General features: G+C 60.3%; 15 protein-coding genes. 7 read left to right on the top strand and 8 right to left on the bottom strand.

Going from position 1 to position 15923, the window contains the following annotated elements; genetic code table 11:
- Positions 1-1812, top strand: coding sequence for an aspartate--tRNA ligase (gene aspS / locus C5F52_RS16195; RefSeq protein ID WP_104799405.1), 1812 nt, complete (start codon positions 1-3; stop codon positions 1810-1812).
- 86 nt (positions 1813-1898) lie between these two features.
- Here the strand turns inward: aspS and C5F52_RS16190 are convergent, their stop codons facing one another.
- Positions 1899-2549 carry an ATP-binding cassette domain-containing protein gene (locus C5F52_RS16190; protein WP_104799404.1) on the bottom strand — a complete coding sequence of 217 codons (651 nt, stop codon included), beginning with the start codon at positions 2547-2549 and terminating at the stop codon, positions 1899-1901.
- A gap of 72 nt (positions 2550-2621) precedes the next feature.
- Between C5F52_RS16190 and C5F52_RS16185 the strand changes: the two genes are divergently transcribed.
- Positions 2622-3527, top strand: a complete 906-nt coding sequence (locus C5F52_RS16185) for an alpha/beta fold hydrolase (RefSeq protein ID WP_104799403.1) — start codon at positions 2622-2624, stop codon at positions 3525-3527.
- Here the strand turns inward: C5F52_RS16185 and C5F52_RS16180 are convergent.
- Both C5F52_RS16180 and C5F52_RS16175 read right to left on the bottom strand, forming a co-directional pair.
- Positions 3493-4677 carry a class I SAM-dependent methyltransferase gene (locus tag C5F52_RS16180; RefSeq protein WP_104799574.1) on the bottom strand — a complete coding sequence of 395 codons (1185 nt, stop codon included), beginning with the start codon at positions 4675-4677 and terminating at the stop codon, positions 3493-3495. The two genes, C5F52_RS16185 and C5F52_RS16180, sit on opposite strands and share 35 nt — an antisense overlap.
- 61 nt (positions 4678-4738) lie before the next feature.
- Complete coding sequence (locus C5F52_RS16175) at positions 4739-5494, bottom strand: hypothetical protein (protein ID WP_146100100.1); 756 nt, start codon at positions 5492-5494, stop codon at positions 4739-4741.
- A gap of 69 nt (positions 5495-5563) precedes the next feature.
- Here C5F52_RS16175 and C5F52_RS16170 point away from each other — a divergent pair, with 69 nt between their 5' ends.
- Genes C5F52_RS16170 through C5F52_RS16150 form a run of 5 tightly spaced genes read left to right on the top strand, consistent with a single transcriptional unit; the run spans position 5564 to position 9500 of the window.
- Positions 5564-6301, top strand: a complete 738-nt coding sequence (locus C5F52_RS16170) for an endonuclease/exonuclease/phosphatase family protein (RefSeq protein ID WP_104799401.1) — start codon at positions 5564-5566, stop codon at positions 6299-6301.
- Positions 6298-7491, top strand: coding sequence for a cardiolipin synthase ClsB (gene clsB / locus C5F52_RS16165; protein WP_255416374.1), 1194 nt, complete (start codon positions 6298-6300; stop codon positions 7489-7491). The genes C5F52_RS16170 and clsB overlap by 4 nt, the downstream gene beginning before the upstream one ends.
- A 34-nt stretch (positions 7492-7525) precedes the next feature.
- Positions 7526-8221: a GTP cyclohydrolase I gene (folE, locus tag C5F52_RS16160; protein ID WP_104799573.1), complete on the top strand. Its 696-nt coding sequence runs from the start codon at positions 7526-7528 to the stop codon at positions 8219-8221.
- 11 nt (positions 8222-8232) lie between these two features.
- Positions 8233-8658 (top strand): BLUF domain-containing protein, encoded by a 426-nt coding sequence (locus C5F52_RS16155; protein ID WP_104799400.1) that lies wholly within the window; start codon positions 8233-8235, stop codon positions 8656-8658.
- Complete coding sequence (locus C5F52_RS16150; RefSeq protein ID WP_104799399.1) at positions 8655-9500, top strand: DUF429 domain-containing protein; 846 nt, start codon at positions 8655-8657, stop codon at positions 9498-9500. Before C5F52_RS16155 ends, C5F52_RS16150 begins: the two co-directional genes overlap by 4 nt.
- A gap of 5 nt (positions 9501-9505) precedes the next feature.
- Here the strand turns inward: C5F52_RS16150 and C5F52_RS16145 are convergent, their stop codons facing one another.
- From C5F52_RS16145 to C5F52_RS16125, 5 genes are read right to left on the bottom strand one after another with little or no spacing between them, the layout of a single operon-like run.
- Entirely contained in the window at positions 9506-10837 is a 1332-nt protein-coding gene (locus tag C5F52_RS16145; protein ID WP_104799398.1) for a DNA-directed DNA polymerase, read from the bottom strand.
- Between the two features lie 40 nt (positions 10838-10877).
- Complete coding sequence (locus C5F52_RS16140; protein ID WP_104799397.1) at positions 10878-12560, bottom strand: SulP family inorganic anion transporter; 1683 nt, start codon at positions 12558-12560, stop codon at positions 10878-10880.
- Between the two features lie 32 nt (positions 12561-12592).
- Positions 12593-13924 (bottom strand): sulfatase, encoded by a 1332-nt coding sequence (locus tag C5F52_RS16135; protein WP_104799396.1) that lies wholly within the window; start codon positions 13922-13924, stop codon positions 12593-12595.
- Positions 13925-13932: 8 nt separating this feature from the next.
- A complete protein-coding gene (locus C5F52_RS16130) occupies positions 13933-14910 on the bottom strand; it encodes a tripartite tricarboxylate transporter substrate binding protein (protein ID WP_104799395.1) in 978 nt (325 codons plus the stop codon).
- Positions 14911-14925: 15 nt separating this feature from the next.
- On the bottom strand, positions 14926-15885 hold the full coding sequence (locus C5F52_RS16125) for a tripartite tricarboxylate transporter substrate binding protein (protein ID WP_104799394.1): 960 nt from the start codon (positions 15883-15885) through the stop codon (positions 14926-14928).
- Between the last annotated feature and the right edge of the window lie 38 nt (positions 15886-15923).

The following is a 15923-nucleotide window of genomic DNA, read 5'->3' as shown; positions in this document are numbered from 1 at the left end:
ATGGCAATGCGTTCCCACTATTGCGGTCTGGTGACCGAAGCCCTGATTGGCGAAACCGTGAGCCTGTGCGGCTGGGTCAACCGTCGCCGTGACCACGGTGGCGTGATCTTCATCGACTTGCGTGACCGTGAAGGTTATGTGCAGGTGGTGTGCGACCCTGACCGTCCCGAGATGTTCAACGTGGCCGAGAACGTGCGCAATGAGTTTTGTATCCAAGTCAAAGGCTTGGTGCGCGCCCGTCCTGATGGCACGACCAACGAAGGTTTGAAGAGCGGCAAGATCGAAGTGCTGTGCCACGAACTCATCGTGTTGAACGAGTCGGTCACACCGCCGTTCCAAATTGATGACGACAACTTGTCTGAGACCACACGCCTCACACACCGCGTGCTGGACCTGCGTCGCCCGTACATGCAAAACAACCTGATGCTGCGCTACAAAGTGTCGATGGAAGTGCGCAAGTACTTGGACGAAAACGGCTTTGTGGACATCGAAACTCCGATGCTCACCAAGAGCACGCCCGAAGGCGCCCGCGACTACCTCGTGCCTAGCCGCGTGCATGACGGCCACTTCTTTGCGTTGCCTCAGTCGCCTCAGTTGTTCAAACAGCTGTTGATGGTGGCGGGCTATGACCGTTACTACCAAATCACCAAGTGCTTCCGTGACGAAGACTTGCGCGCTGACCGCCAGCCCGAATTCACCCAGATCGATATCGAAACATCGTTCCTGACCGAAGAAGAAATCCGCGACATGTTCCAGGGCATGATCAAGCGCGTTTTTCAGAAGACCATTGGTGTGGACCTGGGCGAGTTCCCGGTCATGACCTACCAGGACGCCATGCACATCTACGGCTCCGACAAGCCCGATCTGCGCGTGAAGCTGCAGTTCACCGAAGTGACCGACGTCATGGGCGATGTGGACTTCAAGGTGTTCTCGGGCGCTGCCAACATGAAAGGCGGCCGCGTGGTTGCTTTGCGCGTGCCCAATGGCTCGGTCGAAGGTGGCGGCATCAGCCGTGGCGAGATCGACGCCTACACCGAGTTCGTCAAGATCTACGGTGCCAAGGGCTTGGCCTACATCCGCGTGAACGACCTGTCCAAGGGCCGTGACGGCTTGCAGTCGCCCATCGTCAAGAACATCCACGACGCGGCCCTCAACGCCGTGCTGGAGCGTTCCGGCGCACAAAACGGCGACCTGATCTTCTTCGGTGCCGACAAGGCCAAGGTGGTGAACGACGCCATCGGCGCTCTGCGCATCAAGATCGGCCACAGCGCCTTCGGAAAAGCCAACGGCCTGTTTGAAGACCGTTGGGCGCCGATGTGGGTGGTCGACTTCCCGATGTTCGAGTTCGACGATGAAAGCCAACGCTACACCGCTGTGCACCACCCCTTCACGGCACCCAAAGACGGCCACGAAGACTGGATGGTCACCGCGCCCGAGAAGTGCATCTCCAAGGGCTACGACATGGTGTTGAACGGTTGGGAAATGGGTGGCGGCTCGGTGCGTATCCACCGCGCCGATGTGCAACAAAAAGTGTTTGATGCTTTGAAGATCACGCCCGAAGAAGCCCAGCTCAAGTTCGGCTTCTTGCTCGACGCCTTGCAATACGGCGCGCCTCCACACGGCGGCTTGGCCTTCGGTCTGGACCGCATCGTGACCTTGATGACCGGCGCCGAATCGATCCGCGACGTGATTGCTTTCCCCAAGACCCAACGCGCCCAGTGCTTGCTCACCCAAGCCCCAAGCCCGGTGGACGAGAAGCAACTTCGCGAACTGCACATCCGCTTGCGCAACTTGGATGCAGCCAAGGCTTAATCAGCCCTGATGTTCCTCAGCAAAACGCCACCTTCGGGTGGCGTTTTGCTTTTGTGGCCGCGTTGAGTGTTCTCGATGGAGCCAGATCAAAGCGCGATGAGCGACGCCAAATCTACACCTGCAGGCGCTGTGTAATCTGCCACCACCCAAGCCCGTGTGGGGTGCGCGCTCATGTCTTGTAAAAAGTTCAGCACTTCTTGGATGGACACCGCGTCGAGTGACACAAACGGTTGATCTAGCAAGGTCACAGCGGCGCCCGAGGCCAGCGCGCCTGCAATCGCGACTTTGCGGCGACTGCCGGTGGACAGCATGAAGAGCTGTTTGTGCGTGTGTTCGGTCAAGCTCAGCGCTGGCATGAGCTGTTGCAACAGCGCATCGTCGAAGCGGGGGTAGCGCATTCGCCAGGCATCCCAGCAGGCTTGCACGGTGTCGTTGTCTTGACCAGGCAAACTCAAATCGCACCAAAACACTTGGTGTTGGTAGTCGGTCGTTTGCACGGGCCATTGGCAGTGGGGGCTGTGCAGCGTCATTTGCCCCTCTGTGGGTTGGAGATGAGCGGCCAGCAGGCGCAATAAACTGGTTTTACCTTGGCCCTCGTCGCCCACCACGGCCGTGACGCCGGCGGGAAGGAAGAAGTCTAGGTTGGTGAACAAAGGCGTTGCGCCGGGTCCGCCAGTCAGCCCCGAAAGGCTCAGAACAGTCGTGCTGTCGTTCGTGGCGTAGGTGTGTTTGAGCATGAACGAGATGTTAGCGGCGACCTCACTGGCGTCGTCAAGGTGCTGGCGAATCGATTAGGATAAACCCTAGTTATGACTACTTTCCAATTTCCCGCTCGCCACTACGCACTGCCCGCTGCCCAGCGCCACTTGGCGTACAGCGAGGTAGGCGATGCCAACAGCACACATGTGTTGTTGTGTTTGCCGGGTCTTTTAGAAACCCGTGCATCGTTTGATCCTTTGCTGCAAGCAGCGCAAGGCGTGCGTGGACTGCGCGTGATCAGCTTGGAGCATGCAGGCCGTGGTGATTCGAGCCCACTGCCGGGCGATCAGGGCTACGCCATGTCGGTGTATTTGGCCGACACCTTGGCGTTTTTAAAGCAGGTGGTGCTGCGCGAGGACGGCGTTGTCATGCGTTTGGATGTGTTGGGCACCAGCATGGGTGGCATTTTGGCGATGTATCTGGCGCACGAATTGGGCCCGCGTGTCGATGGTTTGTTTTTCAACGACATTGGCCTGAGCTTGCATTGGATGTCCATTTACGGCCTTTACGACGGCATGAAAGTGCAAGGCCGTTTGCCCGAGCCCGAGATGCTTGCTGCAAAACTCAACGTCACCTTGGGTGCGGTGCAGGCGGTGCAGTCGCCCGCGCACTTCGATTTGCCTTACCGCAAGGACTGGAAGGGCATGAAGTTTGGCCACTTGTTGAGCCACTTCGACGGGCCGGTTCGCCTGATTCACGGCGGCGCGTCAGGCGTGTGTCCGTCCAGCCAAGTGCGTGAGATGCAGCAAGAGTTTGCGCAATGCGAGGTGTTGGAGGTGGCGGGAGCTGGGCACCCTGCGCCATTCACGCCAGCGGTGTGCCAGTTTGTGTTGCAGGCCTTAAGTCAAGTGCCGGTTGACGCAGCCTTCACGGCGGCCAAGCAAGCCCAAGAAGACACCGAGCGTGGCTTTTGGCCGTGGATCAAGCGGCGCTACCAAGGCGCCACAGGGACGTGATCTCTTGAGACCGCGCGGCATGCAGCGGGTCAGACGTGTCAGCCGCTTTGCCATGACGCGGACGCACATCGTGACGGCCCAACACGGTCAAGCCACCCTCGGCGATCCAGCCCAGCAGCTCTTCGCGTGAGCGCAGGCCCAAGTGCTCTGCCAAATCCGACAAGATCAGCCAGCCTTCACCTTGAGGGCTGAGATGCTCGCGCAGGCCTGACAAAAAACCGCGCAGCATGCGGCTGCCTTCGTCGTACACCGCATGTTCGATGGGGGAGCTGGGGCGGGCGGGCACCCAAGGCGGGTTGCACACGATCAAGGGCGCTTGGCCTTCGGGGAACAAGTCGGCTTGCACCAGTTCTACTTTGTCGATGCGTTGCAGGCGCTTTAGGTTCTCGCGGGCGCAGGTGAGGGCGCGCGGGTCGAGGTCGGTGGCGACGATGCGCTGCACCCCGCGTTTGGCCAGCAAGGCCGAGAGCACACCGGTGCCCACACCAATGTCAAAGGCCAAGGTTTTGTTGGGCAGTGGTGTGGAAGCCACCAAGTCGAGGTATTCGCCGCGCACGGGCGAGAACACGCCGTAGTGCGGGTGAATGCGGTTGTTGGGGGCCTCGCCTAGGGCTGGTATTTCAAGGCCCTTCTTGCGCCATTCGTGTGCGCCTACAAGGCCTAACAGTTCGCGCAACGACACCATGCACGCTTCGCCCGTGGCAGGGCCCCACGCTTCGGTGCAGGCTTGACGCAAATCAGGCGCGCGGCGCAGGGGGATGGTGTAGTCGCCGTTGAGTGGCACCAGCACCATGGCCAACGTGCGGGCGCGCTGGCCCAAGGCTTGGCGGTGCAGGTGGAAGTGTTGAGCGGCAGATGCTGCGGCCAAGCTTGCGGTGGAGGCCTCTGCCGAGGGGGCTGCTTCTGCCGTTTTGCTGGCTTTACTGACTTTGCGTGGCTTGCGCTCAGCGCGGCGCATGAGGGCTTGCAGCAATTGGCGGGCGTTGTGAAAGTCGCCTTGCCACAGCAAGCCTGTGCCTTCGCAGGCCAAGCGGTAGGCCGAATCGGCTGACAGCGTGTCGTCGGCGCGCACCACGCGGCGGGGTGCGGGGGCGCCGCTTTCGGCGCGCCAAGTGGGTAAGTCAGTGAGGAATTCGGGAGCTTGGGACATGGCGCGCATCATAGAGGCGTGCTAGGCCGCGCGGTGTGCGGCCGTCCCAAGCGTGAGGCGCTTAGAAATTCAGGACTGCGCCGATTTGCCAGCGTGTGCTCTTGGGCTCAAACCAAGATTGACCACCTGACTTCACGGTATCGGAGTCGCCCAAGCGCGTTATCCGGACGAAGGGTGAGAGGTTGGTGCCATCGTCTAATTTGAAACGTGTGCTGGCTTGCAGGTACGCGCCATTGGTTTGGGTGTTGCGAATGTCGGCATTGATGGGGTTGGCTTGAGACAGACGTGAGGTGTGTGTGCCGCGCAATAGCAGCGCCCCTTCGAGTTCCCATGTCGCAGCGCTGGTCCAGCGCACAGGCAGCCAAATTTGCGTGGCTTGGCGTTCGTAGCCGCTGTGATTGGTGCTGGTTTGGCCGCGCAAATCGTTCCACAGTGTCTGCAAGCCTAGGCCTGCAGACAGGCCTTCTTGGCCCGTGCCTGTTTGATAAACGGGTGCCAGGGCGCGCCAACGGGTTTCGATGTTTAAAACGCCATCCATGTCACCGGTGTTTGTGCTGGTGTACTTTTGACGACCCAGCAACACATCGCCTTCTAATTGCCAGTTAGGCAAAGCTTCTAAGCCGTTGAGGCGCGCGTGGACACCGACTTCGGTACCCAGTAGTTGCATTTTGGATTCGGTGTAGCGGTCCAACCCTAAGCTCATGCCCCATTGCACTTTGGGCGCAGCTTCGCGTGGCGTCACGCTGTCGTTGGCAACCGCTGATGTGCAACCCAGCACAAGCGAAGAAATAAGTAGGAAAGTATTGGTTTTCATCATGCCTAGTTTGTATCAGATTTTTGTGACCTTGGTTCGCCTGCTGGCTCAGGCACACTCTGGCGCATTCAGATGAAAACCTTCAAAGTCGCCACTTACAACATCCACAAAGGCGTGCAGGGCTTGGGGCCCGCACGTCGTTTGGAAATTCACAACTTGGGTCATGCGGTGGAGCAGTTCGATGCGGACATCGTGTGTCTGCAAGAGGTGCGGGCTTTCAACCACCGCCATGCGCGGCGTTTTGCGCATTGGCCTGCCTTGGGCCAAGCGGACTTTTTAGCGCCCGAGGGGTACACGCCGGTGTACCGCACCAACGCCATCACGCGCCATGGCGAACACGGCAATGCGTTGCTCAGCCGTTGGCCCGTCCTGACGCACAGCCATGAAAACATGTCGGACCATCGCTTCGAGCAACGCGGCTTGTTGCACGTTGCCCTGCGTGTGCAAGAGCGCGAGGTGCATGTGGTGGTGGTGCATTTGGGGTTGTTGCCCGCCAGTCGCGTTCGGCAAATCAAGCAGTTGCACGATTACATCGCCCGTGAGGTGCCTGTCGATATGCCATTGCTGGTGGCCGGTGACTTCAACGACTGGGGCAGCACCATCACGCGCATGATGGCGGACGTGGGTTTGCACACCAACCACGAGGCGCCTGCGCCGACGTATCCCTCGCGCTTGCCTTTGGTGCAACTCGACCATGTGTATGCGCGCGGGGTGCACATCGTCGACACCCATGTGCCCAAAGGCGGCATTTGGGCGCGCATGTCGGACCATTTGCCACTGCTGGTTGAACTGGCTTGGGTGCAGCCGTGACCCGATCTCACTCCACCGCTGTCAACACGCATTCCATGCGTTTGTTGGTGGGGGCGGTCGATTTATTTCCCGCGTTGGTGGAGGCCATTGATGCCGCTCAGCATGACGTTTGGTTAGAGACGTACATCTTCAGCATGGCCGGTGCAGGCGCCGATGTGGCCGAAGCGTTGATGGCTGCCGCGCAGCGCGGTGTGGTGGTGCGCGTGGTCGTGGATGGTGTAGGCACCGGGCAAGTGCCTGATGTGTGGTCGCAACGCTTGGCCCAAGCGGGGGTGCAGTGGCGGGTGTTTTCGCCCTTGAACCGTTTGGGTTTGACGGTGCCTAGCCGCTGGCGACGGCTGCACCGCAAACTGTGCGTGGTCGATGCGCAAGTGGCCTTTTGCGGCGGCATCAACATCTTGGATGATTTTTTAGACCCCCATGTGCACGGCTTGTTGAGCGCACCGCGTTTGGACTACGCCGTTCAAATTCGCGGCCCTTTGGTGCGCGCGGTGCTAGACACCATGACCCAGCTGTGGTCGCGCATGGAGGCTGTGCGTGATTTGCGTTATCAAGATTTTGCGGGCGCTTTGGACGCGTTGCGCTTGGCCAACCCGTTGCGACATTCGCCCTCGCGTGGGGGCGCGCATTTTGTGCTGCGCGACAACGTGCGCCATCGCAGTGAGATTGAGCGCACCTACCGCAAAGCCATTGGCACTGCGCGCCACGAGGTGGTGGTGGCCAGTGCCTATTTCTTCCCCGGACTGCGCTTGCGCCGTGCCTTGGTGATGGCGGCCAAGCGAGGCGTGCGCGTGCGCTTGTTGCTGCAAGGTCAATACGAGTACCTGCTGCCTTACCGTGCCTCGCGTCAGCTGTACGGGCAGCTGATGTCGGCGGGTGTGGAAATTTACGAATACCACGCCAGTTTTTTGCATGCCAAAGTGGCGGTGATTGACGGGCATTGGGCCACCGTGGGCTCGTCCAACCTCGATCCTTTGAGCCTGTTGCTGGCGCGCGAGGCCAACGTGGTGGTGCGCGACGATGCGTTTGCCCGCGCTCTGCAGTCCAACTTGGAGGCCGCCATGAATGCGGGGGCTCGTCGCGTGGAGCCACACGATTACCTCAACCGCCCTTGGACCCAGCGCGCCTTAGATGTTTTTTCGTCTTGGGTGCTGCGCTTTGGTGTGTTTTTGACTGGAAAACGTTACTGAATGGGGGTATTTGTTCGCTGCTACCATCGACGCCATGAATGAGAATGACAACTTTGAAGGCACCCCCGTATCTGTCAAGATTCGTGAGCGCATTGCCGCCGCCCGCAAACGCTTCCACAGCAACGACAACATTGCCGAGTTCATCCAACCGGGTGAATTGGAGGCCTTGCTCGACGAAGTCGAAACCAAAATGCAAGGTGTGCTCGACAGCTTGGTGATTGACACCGAGCACGACCACAACACCGGCGACACCGCCCGCCGCGTGGCCAAGATGTACTTGCAAGAAGTCTTCAAAGGTCGTTACGTCAAAGCACCGGCCATCACCGAATTTCCCAATGCCGAGCACCTGAATGAGCTGATGATCGTTGGCCCCATCACCGTGCGCAGCGCGTGCAGCCACCACTTTTGCCCCGTCATTGGCAAGATCTGGATTGGCGTGTTGCCCAACGAGCGCACCAACGTGATTGGCTTGTCCAAGTACGCACGCTTGGCCGAATGGGTCATGGGGCGCCCCCAAATTCAAGAAGAGGCCGTGGTGCAATTGGCCGACTTGATTCAAGAAAAAACCCAACCCGATGGCTTGGCCATCGTGATGGAAGCCAGCCATTTCTGCATGTCATGGCGCGGCGTGAAAGACATGGACAGCAAGATGATCAACTCGGTCATGCGCGGGGCGTTCTTGAAAGACCCCAACTTGCGTCGTGAGTTCTTGTCTCTGATTCCTAAATAAGGATTGATGCCATGTTGGTTCGCTTGTTGTACGTCAGCCGTTCGGTCAAACCCGAAACCCCCGAAGAGACGGAATCCATTCTCAACAGCTCGCGTGAGCACAACATCAGCAACGGCATCACCGGCGTGCTGTGCTTTGGTGGTGGCATTTATTTGCAAGCCATTGAAGGTGGTCGCAACCAAGTCAACGCGCTGTACACCCACATCGTCAAAGACCCGCGTCACAAAGATGTGGTGATCTTGGCCTACGAAGAAATTTCTGAGCGTCGCTTTGGCGGTTGGACCATGGGCCATGTGCGTTTGGACAAACTCAATCCGTCCATCGTGTTGAAGTACTCTGAAACCCCTGAGCTCGATCCTTACGGTGTGTCGGGCAACGTGTCGTTCGCGCTGCTGGAAGAGTTGATGGCCACTGCGTCCATCGTCGGCCGCGCTTGACCCTGATTGGCTGCGATTTCAGCAGCAGCCCCACTAAACGCAAACCTATCGTCGTAGCTATCGGCCACGCCCAAGCTGGCCGCGTGCAGCTGCAAAGCCTCGAACGTTTTCAAACCTTGGGCGCCTTTGCCGACTGGCTGAAACAGCCTCAAGCGTGGGTGGGCGGTTTCGATTTGCCGTTTGGCTTGCCGCGCGAACTGGTGGAAACCTTGAACTGGCCCAACGATTGGTTGGCCTGCATGCAGCACTACGCCGCCCTCAGTCGCGCTGAGATTCGCGACATTTTCAAAACCTTTTGCGATGCGCGTCCCGTGGGCGGCAAATTCGCCCATCGCGCCACCGACACGCCAGCGGGGTCTAGCCCGTCCATGAAATGGGTGAACCCACCGGTCGCTTTCATGCTTCACGCGGGTGTGCCGTTGTTGATTGAGGCGGGTGTCACGCTGCCAGCCTTGTACGCGCCCGCTGCACCCTCTGCGCCAGCCACACCCTCCCAGCCAACGCGTATCGCGCTGGAGGCTTACCCCGGCTTGCTGGCGCGTGAGTTGATCGGCAACACCAGCTACAAAAGCGACGACAAGGCCAAACAAACGCCCGAGCGTTTGATTGCACGCAAACAGTTGCTGCAAGCTTTGGAGATGGGCCAAACCCGCTTGGCCCTGCGCCTCAAACTCACCCACGCCCAGCACGACACCTTGGTTGACGATGCCAGTGGCGATAGCCTCGACGCCGTGCTGTGCATGGTGCAAGCTGCGTGGGCGCAAGCGCAGCATGCAGCGGGTCATGCCCAATACGGACTGCCCGCGTGCGATCCGCTGGAGGGGTGGATCGTGACGGCTTAAAACGCCTAACGCTCCGACTCCAAATCAGGAATCCGATTGAACGCAATCCGCATGGGCGCGTGGTCTAGCCCCGCTTGAGCGCTGGCGAAGTACACCGTGTTTTTGCCATGCTTGCCGTTGAGCATGTCGATGGCGGCTAGTAGTTTGCGGCGGTCCCGCACAGGCTCTATCTTTTGAGCCGTGCGCGCTGACAATGAGCCCGTAAGTTGGGGCACACCCTCTGCATCCGCAGCATCCGCCGCGGCTTCATCAAACCCAAACAAATCGCCCGTGTGTTGACCCGCTTCAACCAACCCATGCAATTGCACACCCACCGTCACAGGCTGAGCTAGCAAGTGCAAGCCGCTGTGCCACAGCTGTTCTAGCGTGTGCAGCAAAAACGCGGTGTCTTGGGTTTCACCAATGTGTGCGGCGCGGTCATCGCCCATCATTTGCCCGCGGTTGCCGCCGTACCCGTGGCGGCAGCGCACATGCACGCTCATGCTGGAGGCGTACACGTTTTGCTTGCGCAAGCGCATGGCAGCTTTTTGCGTCAAGCGGTTGAGCACCGCAAACGCGCCTGCGGGGTTGCGCAAGTCGGGCGGTAGCACGTGTGAGTGGCCCAGCGACTTGGCCACCGCCTCGCGCGGGCCATACCACTGGCCGCGCAGCTTGTCGTACATCTCGGCACCCGCCACGCCGCCCCATGCCGTGCGCAGCAGCTCGCGGGGGGCGGCATACAGCTGCGCCATCGTGTGAATGCCGCAGCTTTGCAAACGCTGCATCAAGCGAGGACCAATGCCGTTGATTGCCGACGGCTTGAGCGCCAGCAGGCGTTGTGGAATGTCGTGCGTCTCAAGAACCGTCAGCCCGTCGGGCTTTTGCATGTTCGACGCCAGCTTGGCCAGCAGCGTGTTGGGCGCAATGCCCACCGAGGTGCGCATGCACTCGCCCAGCTGCGCCACCACCTCGGCCTTGATGCGCTCGGCCAGCCCCACCGCACGTTCGCGCTGTTGCCAACGACCCGTTAGCTCGCACTCCATCTCGTCAATCGACAGCACTTGGCGCACGGGGGCCAGCGTGTCCACCACCGCCACCGCGCGGTGGTGCATCTCCACATACTTGGCGTGGTCGGCCAGCACGATGGCAATGTCGGGGCACAGCCGCCGCGCCTCGGCCACACCGGTGCCTGTGCCGATGCCCAGCGCCTTGGCCTCGTAACTGGCGGCAATGCAGCACGACGTTTCGGCCAGCACCGGCACCACGCCCACAGGCCGCCCGCGTAGCGCGGGGTTGAGCTGTTGTTCAACCGAGGCGAAGTAGCTGTTGAAGTCGACGAAGAGGGAGCGAAGCGTCATTGAATACTGTTTATAAAAACAGTATTCTAGTGGACGAGCTTTAAATACACCACCCCATATCTGCAGGCAACGTCTCCAACTGCCGCAACTGCGCAATCGCTTCCGCGTCCGTGCGATACATGTGCAGCCCCGCATGCGCTTGCAGACAGCCTGCGCGGCGCAGCACGGTTTCTACAGGTAGCTTCATGCCGCTGATGTGCAGGCTGATGCCGCGCTCGCGCAGCATGGCTTCAAGTTTGGCAAGGCTCTCGACACCCGTGGCGTCGATGCGGTTGATGGGCATGGCAAACAGGCACACATGGGTGACGTTGGGGTGCTGGCTGAGGTGTTCCATCACGGCGCGCTCAAGGGTGCTGGCGGCGGCGAAGTCGAGTTCGGCGTCCATGCGCAGGGCGTAGAGGTGGTTGGCCAAGGGGGGCAGTTTCCACAGATGGCGGTCGCGCAGGCTGCCGTCGGCGTGCAGGCCCACTTCAATGATGCGCGGGTGCAAGCGCGTGTGCAAAAAGTGGCTCAGGCCCATCACCACACCGGCCAATACGCCCCAATACAAACGCGGCGCTGAGAGCAGGGTAATCACAAACGTCACCACCGCCGTGGCGGCTTCGACGCGGTCAATTTTGTAAAGCTGCACAAATGCACGGGGCTTGATCAGCCCCATCACCGCGGCCACCACGATGGCGGCCAGCACCGACTGCGGCACGGGGTGCAGCATGGGGGTGAAGAGCAAGAGGATGGCCAAGATCACCACCACCGACACCAAGGTGGCCCAGCTTGATTGCGCGCCCGCATACAGGTTCAGCGCCGAGCGGCTGAACGACGAGCTGGTCGGAAACGCGCCGCACAAGCCCGAGGCCACTTTCGCCAAGCCTTGGCCAATCAAGTCTTGGTCTTGGTCCCAGCGTTTGCCGCTGCGGTCGTTGTCGACCTTGGCGCTGGAGGCGGTTTCTAAAAAGCTCACCAGCGTGATGACCAAGGTGGGCAGCACCAATTGTTTGAATATTCCCCATTCAATGACGCTGGGCAGATACAGCGCGGGCAAGCCTTGCGGCAATGCGCCCACCACCGCTGTGCCTGAGGCTTCTAGCCCCAGCGCCCAGCTCAGTCCCGCCGCGCCCAGCACCACCACCAACACGGTCGGAAACGTAGGTCGCCAACGGCGTGCCAACACCAGCAGCACCAACGTCACCAACCCAAACGCCAAGCTCGCCCAGTCCATGCCCGTGCCTGTCAGCAGGGTGGACCAGCCATGTTGAAAACCCAGCAACGCAGGCAGCTGCGACGAGATGATGAGCACGCCCGCGCCTTGCGTGAACGCCATCAACACCGGTGAACTGACCAAATTCAGCAACCAGCCAAACCGTGCAAAACCCAACACCACCTGCAGCAAGCCCGTCATGAGCGACAGCCACACCGTGAGGTTGATCCACGCTGAACTGCCCGGTTCGGCCATGCCACTGAGCGACGCCGACACCAAAATGGCCGTGAGCGCCGTGGGCCCCACCGACAAACGTTGCGATGCGCTGAACAGCACCGCCACCAACGCCGGCAGCAACGACGCGTAAATGCCGGTGATGAGTGGCATGCCCGCCAACGCGGCATACGCCACGCCTTGCGGGATGACCATCAGGCCCACACTCAAGCCCGCGAAGGCTTCGCTTTTGAGCAATTGCGAAGTCGGGCGTTGCCAGTTTAGGAACGGGAGCCAGTGTTTCAGGTGGTGCATGCGCTGATCGTAATCGGACTCGCGTTGTTATATCAGCGTTGAGGCATGTCTTTGACCGAATAGCCCAAACTCACGGTGGCGTCTTCGGGAATAGGGGGCATGGTGGCGTGCCAGTCTTCCCACGCTTGACGCATGGCTTGCAAACGTTCGGGCTGACGGCCGCCGAGGTTGGCACGCTCGCGTTCGTCGGCTGGAATGTTGAACAGGTAGTCGTTGCCGTCGACGCGCAAATACTTCCAGTCGCCATGACGCAGGGCGCGTTGGCCACGGTGGTTCATGCGCCAGTGCAGGGGACGGTCGAACTGGTGCGAGGCATCGCGCAGCACGGCGGTGAGCGACACGCCGTCGAGTGGGTGCTGTGCATCGGGCGTGGCGCCACCGAGCTCCAGCATGGTGGCCGACCAGTCCATGGTCATGCAGTGCTGTTGGCTCACGCCGCCGGGGGCAATCACGGCAGGCCAGTGGGCGATCCATGGCACGCGGATACCGCCTTCGGTCAAGTCCATCTTGCCGCCGACCAAGGGCCAGTTGTCGCTGAAGCGTTCACCGCCGTTGTCGCTGGTGAAGACCACCAAGGTGTTGTCGCGTTGGCCCGTGCGCTCCAGCGCTTGCATGATCCAACCAATGCCTTCGTCCATGTGATGGATCATGCGGTGGTAGGTGTGGATGTTGCCGCCGTGCAGGTGGAACAGGTTGCTTTTCACTTCCTCGGCTAAGGCGTGGTCTTCGCGTGTTTCCCAAGGCCAATGGGGGGCGGTGTAGTGCAGGCTCAAAAAGAAAGGCGTGTCTTGCGCTGCACCTGGGGCCATGCGTTCCACGTAATCGACGGCGCGTTTGGACAGCAAGTCGGTCAAGTAGCCTTCTTCCGCGTGCTCTTCTTCACCTTGGTAAAGGTCGTGGCTGCCATTGCCGCTGCAATGGCTGAAGTAGTCCACGCCGCCCGCCATTGGCCCATAGAACTCTTCGTAGCCTGATTTGAGGGGGCTGAACGAGGGCGGATAGCCCAAGTGCCATTTGCCAATCAACGCGGTGCGGTAGCCGCTGGCTTTGAGCAACGATGGCAAGGAGGGGTGCTCGGGCGGCAAGCCCAGCGTGGTGCTGCCTTTGCTGCGGCTGTTGATGGGCTCTTCGGCGGCACCGCGCAAGCGGTATTGGTAGCGCGCCGTCATCATGGCGAAGCGGGTGGGCGAGCACACGGGGGAGTTGGAATAGCCTTCGGTCAAGCGCAGACCGTTGGCGGCTAGGCCATCGAGCACGGGGGAGACGGGACCAAATTTGGCATCGCGGCCGCCGTAGCAGCCGAGGTCGGCAAAGCCTAAGTCGTCGGCGACGATGAAGATGATGTTGGGGCGTTGTGTCGTCATGAGCGGTGTTATTCGATTTGCATGCCAGTGGCTTTGATGATGGGGGCGTAGCGGTTGCGCAGGTTTTCAAGGCGCTGTGCAGCGGCGCTGCCTGTCTCGGCTTCGATGACCAAGTCCAAGTTGTCTAAACGTGTTTTGATGTCAGGACGTGCCAAGGCTTCCGTCATGCCTTTTTGCAAAATGGCCACCACGTCAGGGGGCGTGGCGGTGGGCACCATCGCGATGTAGAGCACTTCCAGCGACAAGTCTTTCAAACCCAGTTCGGCCACCGTGGGCACCTCGGGCGCGAGGGGCGAGCGTTTGCGGCTGGTCACGGCCAGCGCGTTCATCTTGTCGGCTTTGACGAAGGGCAGCATGCCGGGGGTGGCCAGCACACCGCCGTCGACCTCACCCGAGATGACCGCGGTCACCGCAGGCGTGTTGCCCTTGTAGGGCACATGGGTCACTTTGACGTTGGCAGCATCGCCAAAAATCTCTGCGGCCAAGTGCCCAGGGCTGCCGTTGCTGCCCGAGCTGAAGGTCAAGCCTTTGCCGCGTCCGCGCGCGATCAAGTCGTTCATGGTTTTGATCTGCGTGGCGGGGTTCACGCCAATCAGCAAGCCCGAAGACGCAATGATCATCACGGGTTTGAGATCGCTCAGCTTGTACGGCATGTTTTTGTAAATGCCGGGGTTGACGGTGAATGTGGTGTCGATGCCGATCAGCACCGTGTGGCCATCGGGCGCGCTTTTGGCCACCAAGTCAGCGCCTAAGTTGCCGCCTGCGCCCGGGCGGTTTTCCACCACAAAAGGTTGCTTCAAGGTTTGCTGCAAGGCCTCGCCCAGCGAGCGGGCCAAGATGTCAGAAGGGCCACCCGGCGGAAAGCTGTTGATCAACTTCACCGGCTTGCTCGGAAAGCTGGGGGCTTGCGCCAAGGCTGCCGAAAAGGGGCTGATGCAAGCGATAGCCAGTGCCACCGTGCGTAAAAGAGCGTGTGTGTGTGTCATACGATGTGATGTGGTTCAGTCCAGCGAGATGCCGGTGGCTTTGATGGGTTTTTCCCAGCTTTTCAAATCGGCCTTTTGCGCTGCAGCCAAGTCTGCACCGTTGGAGCCAATCGCTTCGTAACCGAGTTTAAGCATGCGTTCGCGCATGGCGGGATGGTTCATCGCTTTCATGGCCGACTTCTCCAGGCGTTGCAACACTTCGGGCTTCATGTGTGCGGGGCCGTACATGGCAAACCACGCCGTGGCCTCCATGGGGATGCCAGCTTCTTTCAGGGTGGGAACTTCCGGCACTTGCGGGTCGCGCTTGGCGCCGGTCACGGCGATGATGCGAACCTTTTGCGTGCGGTGCAGCTCGGCGGTTTCAGACACCACGTCAAACTTGTAGCCAATGTGGCCACCGAGCAAAGCGTTGTTGGCGGGTGAGCCGCCTTGAAACGGCACATGGTTGAGCGAGATACCGGCGGCTTGTTCGAGCATCACGCCCATGAAGTGCGGCAGCGTGCCGGAACCGGCTGTGCCGTAGCTCGCGTTGTTGGGGTCGGTGCGGGATTGGGCGATCATCTCTGCCATGGTCTTGACGTGGCTGGCCGGGCCCGACACCACGCCAAACTGAAAGCGCGCGAGCTGCGACACGGGGGTGAAATCTTTCACCGCGTCGTAGTCCAATTTTTTGTAAACGTGTGGAAACAGCACCATCGGGCCGCTGGGCAGCACGATCACAGTTTGTCCGTCGGGCTTGGCGGCTTTGACAAAGGCCAAGGCGATGCGCCCACCTGCCCCTGCTCGGTTGTCGACGGTGACGGAGCTGAAGTCTTCGCGCATGCCGTCTGCCATCAGACGGGCCAGGGTGTCGGCAGAGCCGCCCGGTGGAAAGCCGACCACTATTTTGAGCGCAGGTTTGTCTTGCGCCTGCACGGCGGGCAGCAGTGAAAAGCTAGCCAGCAGCAAGCAGAGGTGTTGAAGTTTGAATGTCATCGTGGGCGGGGTGAAGGTGGGAAACCTTCACAATGTAG

The sequence above is a fragment of the Limnohabitans sp. TS-CS-82 genome (genome assembly GCF_002943475.1).
This window is presented reverse-complemented; position numbering and strand designations above follow the sequence as displayed.

Coding starts and splice junctions, on each gene's coding strand:
- aspS (WP_104799405.1), top strand. CDS start 1: ATGGCAATGCGTTCCCACTATTGCGGTCTGGTGACCGAAGCCCTGATT.
- C5F52_RS16190 (WP_104799404.1), bottom strand. CDS start 2,549: ATGCTCAAACACACCTACGCCACGAACGACAGCACGACTGTTCTGAGC.
- C5F52_RS16185 (WP_104799403.1), top strand. CDS start 2,622: ATGACTACTTTCCAATTTCCCGCTCGCCACTACGCACTGCCCGCTGCC.
- C5F52_RS16180 (WP_104799574.1), bottom strand. CDS start 4,677: ATGTCCCAAGCTCCCGAATTCCTCACTGACTTACCCACTTGGCGCGCC.
- C5F52_RS16175 (WP_146100100.1), bottom strand. CDS start 5,494: ATGATGAAAACCAATACTTTCCTACTTATTTCTTCGCTTGTGCTGGGT.
- C5F52_RS16170 (WP_104799401.1), top strand. CDS start 5,564: ATGAAAACCTTCAAAGTCGCCACTTACAACATCCACAAAGGCGTGCAG.
- folE (WP_104799573.1), top strand. CDS start 7,526: ATGAATGAGAATGACAACTTTGAAGGCACCCCCGTATCTGTCAAGATT.
- C5F52_RS16155 (WP_104799400.1), top strand. CDS start 8,233: ATGTTGGTTCGCTTGTTGTACGTCAGCCGTTCGGTCAAACCCGAAACC.
- C5F52_RS16145 (WP_104799398.1), bottom strand. CDS start 10,837: ATGACGCTTCGCTCCCTCTTCGTCGACTTCAACAGCTACTTCGCCTCG.
- C5F52_RS16140 (WP_104799397.1), bottom strand. CDS start 12,560: ATGCACCACCTGAAACACTGGCTCCCGTTCCTAAACTGGCAACGCCCG.
- C5F52_RS16135 (WP_104799396.1), bottom strand. CDS start 13,924: ATGACGACACAACGCCCCAACATCATCTTCATCGTCGCCGACGACTTA.
- C5F52_RS16130 (WP_104799395.1), bottom strand. CDS start 14,910: ATGACACACACACACGCTCTTTTACGCACGGTGGCACTGGCTATCGCT.
- C5F52_RS16125 (WP_104799394.1), bottom strand. CDS start 15,885: ATGACATTCAAACTTCAACACCTCTGCTTGCTGCTGGCTAGCTTTTCA.